This window comes from Elongatibacter sediminis (assembly GCF_037892215.1).
Taxonomy (GTDB): Bacteria; Pseudomonadota; Gammaproteobacteria; order Xanthomonadales; family SZUA-36; genus Elongatibacter; species Elongatibacter sediminis.
The window spans coordinates 316,348-324,438 of sequence record NZ_JAZHOG010000004.1; the positions used below are offsets into that span (position 1 = coordinate 316,348).

The window sequence follows — 8,091 nt, forward strand, 5'->3', positions numbered from 1 at the left end:
CAGGACAGGAAGCCATGAACAGCAGGAAGCTGACAGTATTACCCCAGGGAAGGGTTGCCCGCGCCACGATCCCGCGAACACATCAGACCGGTTTCAGCATCATCGAATTGATGATGTCCGTGGTTTTGCTCGCCATCGCCATGGCATTGGCCGTTCCTTCGTACCGCGAAATGGTCGAAAAACGGCAACTCACCTATGGTGCGGAGCAGTTGATGTCTTTTGTCAACTCCGCTCAAAGCGAATCCATCAAAAAAAACCGGGTGCTGACGGTCTCCTACGAACGCACCGATGACGACGACTGGTGCGCCGGCGCCGTGCTTGGAACGACGGCCTGCGATTGCGGACAGACCAATACGGCGTCAGCGGATTACTGCGCGATCGACTCCGTGCCGTGGATCATCAACAACACCCATGCCGGTAACCACGACCTGGTCCAGTCGATGTCCGGAGACGGCGCCTATTCCTTTGATCCGGTGCGCGGTCTGATGACCGACCTCGATGATTCCCTGGTCATCGAAATGCGCTCGGACGACGAGTCCTACCGTCTGCAGCTTCGGGTTTCCAACACCGGTCAGGTCGTGCTCTGCTCCAAAGACAATGGCCACGATGTTCCCGGTTACCCCGTCTGCCCCGTTCAGGAAATCACCGAGGAAACATCCTGATGAGCATGCAAGGACGCAAGGGAATGTCGAGTCGGCGGCGCCAGGCCGGTTTCAGTCTGATGGAAGGTGTGGTGTCGATGAGCATCAGCCTGATCGTGACATCGGCGATGGTCGCCCTGATGGCGAATTCCCTGGGCAGCACGACCCGCATCGTCAACATGACCAAGCTCAGCGACGATTTGCGCAATACCATGCAGTTGATGACCCGCGACGTGCGACGCACCAGCTACAACGCCAACGCCATGCTGTGCTACGGCAACGATGATTGCTACTCGGATGGCAGCGTGACCCTTCCGGGTGATATCACGGTCAGCAACAACAACGATTGTTTCACCTTTCTCACCGACCGGGATCACGATGGCGACTCCACCGAGAACGATGCCGGAGGATTCCGTCGGAGAGTGGTGGGCGGCGTGGGCGTGGTCGAGATGTGGACGGGCGACAATTCGCCGAACTGCGCGGCCAATGATGCGAACTGGACCGCCGTGACCAACATCGACAGCATGGACATCACCACCTTCAACGTGGACGACGCACTGTCCTACACGGAAGTGATTTACGACGACGGGGCCGGCAACACCATTTCGCAGCGTGTTCGCAAGCTGCGCTTCAATATTCAGGCCGCGTTGCTTCACGCGGACAACATCACGCGCGAGATCGAGGATGTGATCAGCGTACGTAACGACCTGCTGCTGTGAAACCCGGCGGCGGAATCCGAGCACAGGGAAGGGCAAACCCATGAATGCCAGGCAAGCAAAACGATCCGGCTCCGCCGCGGGGGGCGTGCGGCAGACCGGCATGATGACCACGTTTACAGCCGTTCTGATTCTCCTGCTGTTGACCCTGATGGTGTTTTTCGCGTTGCGGGTCGGCGTGTTCGATCAGCGTATATCCTCCAACGACCTGAGGCAGAAACGCGCGTTTCACGCGGCCGAGTCAGCCATTCAGCATGCGAAGGAGTATTTTCTGGCGAATTCGGTGCTGGTCGCCTCCAGCGTGACCGATCTGTTGCCCAATGGCGCGGACGGGTGGCTGTCCACGGGCGCGGAACGCTGGCAGCCGTGCAGCGGCGCGGGTTTGAACCTGTCGTCGGGCAGCGGGTCGCATCCCTGCTTCGGTGAGCCCAACCCGGACCGCCGCTCCGATCTGTACTACTACTCGTTTGCCAACTCCACCGAGGTGCCGGTCGACACCGAAACACTGCTTCCCGGAACCACCGAGCAGGCCAGCGTGCAGGCGCTGCTCTGTGTTCTGGACATCGACTATGACGCGGTCACGCCGGTCCAGGGCTGTAGCACCGATACGACTGTGGTCGACGGCGATCATTTCATGATCACCCTGCTTGGCCGGGGCGAGTCCGATTGTGACGGCACGACCTGTCGCGCCGAGGCACTGGTGCGTGAACAGGTGTCGAACTTCGGCGGAACCGCCGGGGGGCAGGCACCGTCGGTTCCCCTGGTCACCAAGAGCACCTTTCCACCCTCGGGTACGGCCGAAATCGTCCCGAACCCGAACTCGGGTGGCGTGGGCGTGCCGATTTCCGTGTGGATGAACGCCAATACGAGTTGCAATGCCGACGGATCGATCATCGACCCGAGCAGTGGCTCCTGGGCAACCTGCGAAATGCACGAGTGGTATGGCGTGGACCAGATGCCTGACGATTATGCCTGCCCCGGAAACTGCAGTTGCAGTCAGTCCGAATCCATCAGTTACACGCATGGGACCTCCGACACTCTCGGCATCGATCTGGTCCAGGATGAGAACTTTCCCTGTGACCTGTTCAAGTTCTATTTCGGTGTGCCGAGGACCAACTACGAAATCGTCAAGGGCTTCTCACAGGTTCTGAGCGACTGCTCTACTCTGGGGCCCAATTCGAACGGGATCTACTGGATCAGCGGCGCCGAATGTCGCGTTAACTCGAACACCACCGTAGGATCGCCGGACGCACCGGTGCTGCTGATTTCAGCAGCGACGGAGACGCGCTTCAACGGCGGCGCGCAGGTATACGGTGTCGTCTATATCTCCGATACCGAGAAATCCAACGCCACCCTGTATTCGAATGGCAATAACACGATCTACGGCCAGGTTATCGTCGATGCCACACTGGGCAGCTACCAGGGTACCTTCCAGGTGGTTTACAACGAAAACACCATTGGCGACGCCACCGGCGGTGGTGGTCTCGGCAACGTCATCGGTGGATGGGCGGACTTCCATCCGGACTGGCGCTAACCAAGGACACGGAAATGAACATTAGCAGCACACGGATGCGCAATCAGGCCGGTACGACCTTGCTTGAAGTTCTGGTCGGCATCGTTATTTTCGCCGTTGGCATCATGGCCCTGGCGCAGTTGCAGGGCAACCTCAGCAAAGGCAGCGCCGACTCCAATGCGCGCACGGTTGCGATCAACATCGCCGAGGAGACCATCGAGGCGGCGCGAACGTTCGTGCAGGTCACCGGCGGGCCGGGCGCAAACGCCTTCAACAACATCGTCAGCGGAACCCGTACCGAGAGCCGGGGTGGCATCAATTACACCGTGGCTTCGACCGTTACGGATTACTACTACAATCCGGCCACCGGTTCGTTCAGCACGTCCAAGCCCAACAGCACCATCGTCAATGCGGATCTCAAGCGGTTGCAGTTGGCGGTCACCTGGGGGTCTGGTCAAACCTTCCAGATCGATGAGGACGAAGTTTCCGGAGACATCGGCACCGGAACGATCGTGCTGACCGACATGATCTCCTCGATCACATCGCCATCCGGCGGCAAGGTGGTTTTGAACAGCACCACCAACGAGCTGTACGGACCTCCGGTCGACTACACGCCGGGCCAGAATCCGGACATCGTGTCGATCAAGCTCGGCGACAACCGTTTCAAGGAATCCACCACGCCGTTGCCCGATGTGATTCGGTCGGATGAACTGGTGGAGACGTCGTTCGATGTTGTGACCTACTCGCAGAGCGATGAGGGCGCGACCTTTCTTCGGCGTGAGGAATTCCGCGCCGTCAGTTGCGAATGCACCCTGCGCGCGGCGACCGATCCGGGGGACGGCGGTTTGCGGCCCACGATCTGGAACGGCACCGATTACACGGAAGGGGAATGGGTGGCCAAACCCTACGGCGTCAGCGCCAACAACCAGCAGTCCGATTTCTGTTCCATCTGCTGCCGGGATCATCATGATGGGGGCACGGGCACCCAGGACGACGTAAACGATCCGGGGCGGTCGCTGACCGACCCGTTCCGCCCGTCCAGCCAGTACTGGACGTCAGCGGACGGCCAGACGGGCCTGATCGGCGATCACAAGCACTACCGGCGCTCGAACAACGGGACGCTCACCCTGGCGACAGTCGGCAACACCTACGTCGAAGCCTGCCGGCTGGTGCGCAAGGACGGTTTCTTCCGGGTCGCCCAGGACCTGCGCCAGGAAGGCAACAACAGCTTCCCGGACGACTACCTGGATGAAGACGCGGAGATCGAAGAGTATTCTCAGTACGTGACTGACGCGGTGTCGATTTTCAAGGATGCCACGGGCAACGGCTACGAGCAGAGTCCGCCGACCCTGATGCAGCCTCAGGATATGGCGGAGCCCGTCACGTTCCCGGCCAGTCAGCAGCAGAATGCGACGACCATGTCGAGTTCCCGTGCGAACCAGCAGTTGCGTAATCGCGGCATTTATATCGACTACATGAGCGACGTATTGAGAGACATCGTTTCGTGCATGGACGACGGTGGCAGTGGTTCCGAATGTGGTGTTGAGGGCGCGAACTCTCCGCTGGAGGTAATTCCGTTCTACGATGTCCAGTTGACTTGGCTGGCGCGCTGGACCGAGACCCCCAACAACAACCCGGTTGACGTGACCAACGAAGCGGTGCGTGACAACAATACCCACAGCCGGGGGTTCGCGGACCTGACCAGCGGTTACGGTTATTCCGAGATCAATGCGGAATCGCACCGGGGCAATCTCGGCCTGACCGCGACCGACCCCATCGATCCCTGGTACGCTGGTAATCTGCGCGATTACGACATGTACGCCCTGGCCGCGACGTCCACGCCGCCGCCGCCAACCAGTGGATTCGATGTTTCCGGCAGCATCCTGTCCGCCGTGGGCGGGGTGAAAGCCGCTGACGTGGAAATCGAAGTCTCCGAAGCGCAATGCGACCGGACCAGCGTCGGCTTCGAGTGCGTGGTCCCGACCGGCGCCAACAATCCCCGGATCAAGGTGTACAACTACTTCAAGCGCAACAAGATTCTGGTGGCCTGCAGCGATACTCTGGTGATCCAGGGAACCAATCACAGCGGATCCGATCCGACCCAGAACTGGACCCGGTTCACTCTGCCGAAGTCCGACGTCAGCGGCGCGGACATCGTCATCAAGCAGGATTCCTGCTGACGCAGATCCGAAACGCGGGCCGGGAGGCTTCGGCCATGCCCAGGCACCGCGGGTGCTCAGGCATCTGCTAGAATTGCCGCCTCATTCGAGGCGGCAATTTTTTTGGAGCTCCTGTGACGGTTCGTACCCGATTCGCCCCCAGTCCCACCGGTTTTCTGCACGTGGGCGGCGCCCGCACGGCGTTGTTCTGCTATCTGCAGGCGCGTGCCGCCGGCGGCATTTTCATCCTGCGTATCGAGGATACCGACCTCGAGCGCTCCACCCCGGAGTCCGTGCAGGCCATTCTCGACGGCATGGACTGGCTGGGCCTCGATTACGACGAGGGGCCGTTTTACCAGACCCAACGCTTCGATCGCTACGCGGAAGTCACCCGGCGGTTGCTGGATGAAGGCAAGGCCTATCATTGCTACTGTTCGAAGGAGCGCCTGGAGGATTTGCGCGAAGAGCAGATGGCGCAGGGGCTCAAGCCGCGTTACGACGGCCTCTGCCGCGATCGCGAAGACACCCCGAAAGGGGTGAAGCCCGTGGTGCGGTTCCGTAATCCGCGGGACGGCGTTGTATCGTGGGACGACCGGGTACGCGGCCCGATCACCATTTCCAACGACGAACTGGATGACCTGATCATCGCGCGGCCGGACGGTTCCCCGACCTACAACTTCACGGTGGTGGTCGACGACGCCGACATGGCCGTGTCCCTGGTGATTCGCGGGGACGATCACATCAACAACACCCCCCGGCAGATCAATATTTACGAGGCGTTGGGCGCGGCGCTTCCCGAATTTGCCCACGTGCCGATGATCCTGGGCGACGATGGCGCGCGTCTGTCGAAACGCCACGGGGCGGTGAGCGTGCTCCAGTACCGCGACGACGGCTACCTGCCCCAGGCACTGACCAACTACCTGGTGCGTCTGGGCTGGTCGCACGGTGACCAGGAGGTATTCAGCCGGGAGGAGATGGTGGCGGCCTTCGATATCGCCAACGTCAACCGCAAGGCGGCGGCTTTTGATAGCGACAAACTCGACTGGCTCAACCAGCACTACATGCGCTCCCTGCCGGCAGCGGAAGTGGCGCGTCATCTGCGTTGGCATTTCGAGAAGGCGGGAATCGACCCCGAAAGCGGCCCCGGCCTGGAGGCGCTGATCGGGGTCCAGGCCGACCGGGTCAAGACCCTGCGCGAAATGGTGGACGCCAGCCGGGTGTTCTACGAGGACTTCGGGGACTACGACGCGGGGGCGGCGAAAAAGCACCTGCGGCCGGTGGCCGAGCCGGTCATGCGCGCCCTCGGCAACAGCCTGGAGGACCTGGCGCGGTGGGAACCCGAGAGTCTGGATCAGGCGATCCGGGGGGTCGCCGGGGAACTGGAAGTGGGCATGGGTAAAGTGGCCCAGCCCCTGCGGGTGGCGCTGACCGGCACGGCGGCTTCGCCGTCCATTGACAAGACTCTGTGGCTGACCGGTCGGGAGCGCAGCCTGAGGCGCATCGAGCGGGCGTTGCAGTTCATCCTGGCCCGGGCCGCCGCCGGTGCCTGAGCCGGTGTGCAAAACGGTCTGAGCGCGGGAGCGGAAGGTGTCCAAGGTCGAACGTCTGTATCACCTGCACAACATTCTGCAGCAGCGCCGCACGCCCATTTCCCGGCAGGATTTGATGGAGCGGCTGGAGTGTTCGCAGGCGACCCTGTACCGCCTGGTGGCCGAATTGCGCGACTATCTGGGCGCGCCGATCGAACAGGACCCGGAATCCCGCGGTTTCTACTACGACCGCAGCCTGGAGCAGCCCTTCGACCTGCCGGGCATCTGGATCAGCCCGGCGGAACTTCAGGCCCTGCTGACGGCCCGCCAGGTTCTGTCCAACGTGCAACCCGGATTGCTGGAAGGGGAATTGCAGTCCCTGCAGGGCCGAATATCGGCACTGCTGCGCCAAAAGGGCGTGGACACCGACAGTGGTGACAGCCGCATCCACATTCAACACGTGGCCGGCCGGGTGGTGCCGGCGCGCATGTTCCAGGATGTGCTCGGGGCCCTGCTGGAGCGGCAGCGACTGTTCCTGCGCTACCACGGCCGGCGGCGCGACGAAGTTAGCGAACGAACGGTTTCACCCCAGCGGCTGACGCAGTACCGCAACGCCTGGTATCTCGACGCCTGGTGCCACCAGGCGAAAGGGCTGCGGAGCTTTGCGCTGGAACGCATTCGCGAGCAGAAACGGCTGGATGAACCGGCCCGGGATGTTCCCGCCGGGGCCCTGGCGGAACACTTCGATCGATCCTACGGTATTTTCTCCGGCCCGGCTGAACACACGGCTGAACTGCGTTTCACCCCGGAAATGTCACGCTGGGTGGCCGAAGAGGTTTGGCATCCGGATCAGCAGGGCGAATTCGACGGGGAAGGGCGCTGGGTGCTGCGCCTGCCGTTCAGCAGCGCCCGGGAACTCACCATGGACATTCTGCGCTACGGTCCTGACGTCGAGGTCAGGGCTCCGGATTTTCTGCGTGAAGCGGTGGCCGCCGCTGCCCGCCGGACCGCGCAGCGCTACGACGCTCCGGACGACTGAACAGCGCCCGCCGATATTTCGCGGTTCTCATGCTTTGAGAACCCGACCTGATTCAATGGTCTGCAAGCATTGACAGACCACAGGTTCCGCGATGATTCACTCATTCCTGCTGTTCCTGGCGCCCGGCGCCAGCCCCGAACCAGCCATCCCGGCCAGCCGCGTACAACGCGAGGCTCAGGCCAGCCCGGCACATTCGCCAGCCAAACGCCGGAGCGCGTCATGGGCACAGGGCCTGCGCACCAGCGCAGGCGTCGTGGCAAACGCAGCCGGATTCATCGCGCTTATCGGTTGCTGCTGGCTGTTGTTGCCAACCATCGCCACCCTGATTTCCTGAATCCCGGAAGGCGGATCGCCACCTGCAATTCCCGGGCGCTCCGCGGGCGGCACCTCTCCGCCGCCCGCGGTTTCTTCTCGCCCGAGCGCAGCCGGTTTCACAACCCGACGGAGTCGGGCTGTGAAGAAGGGAAGCGAAGGCGCGACACTTTGCTGAAACC

Annotated in this window: 7 protein-coding genes; all 7 read left to right on the top strand. The window is 62.0% G+C overall.

Features of this window, described 5'->3' with window-relative positions:
* Positions 1 to 14: 14 nt before the first annotated feature.
* The 7 genes from V3330_RS08295 (at position 15) to V3330_RS08325 (ending at position 7,931) form a co-directional block, all read left to right on the top strand.
* On the top strand, positions 15 to 662 hold the full coding sequence (locus tag V3330_RS08295) for a GspH/FimT family pseudopilin (RefSeq protein ID WP_354694930.1): 648 nt from the start codon (positions 15 to 17) through the stop codon (positions 660 to 662).
* The gene (locus tag V3330_RS08300) at positions 662 to 1,360 is read left to right on the top strand and encodes a PilW family protein (RefSeq protein ID WP_354694931.1); all 699 of its coding nucleotides are present in this window, start codon (positions 662 to 664) and stop codon (positions 1,358 to 1,360) included. Before V3330_RS08295 ends, V3330_RS08300 begins: the two co-directional genes overlap by 1 nt.
* Before the next feature lie 40 nt (positions 1,361 to 1,400).
* Positions 1,401 to 2,891, top strand: a complete 1,491-nt coding sequence (locus tag V3330_RS08305) for a hypothetical protein (protein WP_354694932.1) — start codon at positions 1,401 to 1,403, stop codon at positions 2,889 to 2,891.
* Between the two features lie 14 nt (positions 2,892 to 2,905).
* Positions 2,906 to 5,050: a type IV pilus modification PilV family protein gene (locus tag V3330_RS08310; protein WP_354694933.1), complete on the top strand. Its 2,145-nt coding sequence runs from the start codon at positions 2,906 to 2,908 to the stop codon at positions 5,048 to 5,050.
* A 113-nt stretch (positions 5,051 to 5,163) separates the two neighbouring features.
* Entirely contained in the window at positions 5,164 to 6,579 is a 1,416-nt protein-coding gene (gltX, locus tag V3330_RS08315) for a glutamate--tRNA ligase (protein WP_354694934.1), read from the top strand.
* A 37-nt stretch (positions 6,580 to 6,616) separates the two neighbouring features.
* Positions 6,617 to 7,597 (top strand): helix-turn-helix transcriptional regulator, encoded by a 981-nt coding sequence (locus tag V3330_RS08320; RefSeq protein WP_354694935.1) that lies wholly within the window; start codon positions 6,617 to 6,619, stop codon positions 7,595 to 7,597.
* Between the two features lie 91 nt (positions 7,598 to 7,688).
* Positions 7,689 to 7,931, top strand: a complete 243-nt coding sequence (locus V3330_RS08325) for a hypothetical protein (protein ID WP_354694936.1) — start codon at positions 7,689 to 7,691, stop codon at positions 7,929 to 7,931.
* Positions 7,932 to 8,091: the final 160 nt, after the last annotated feature.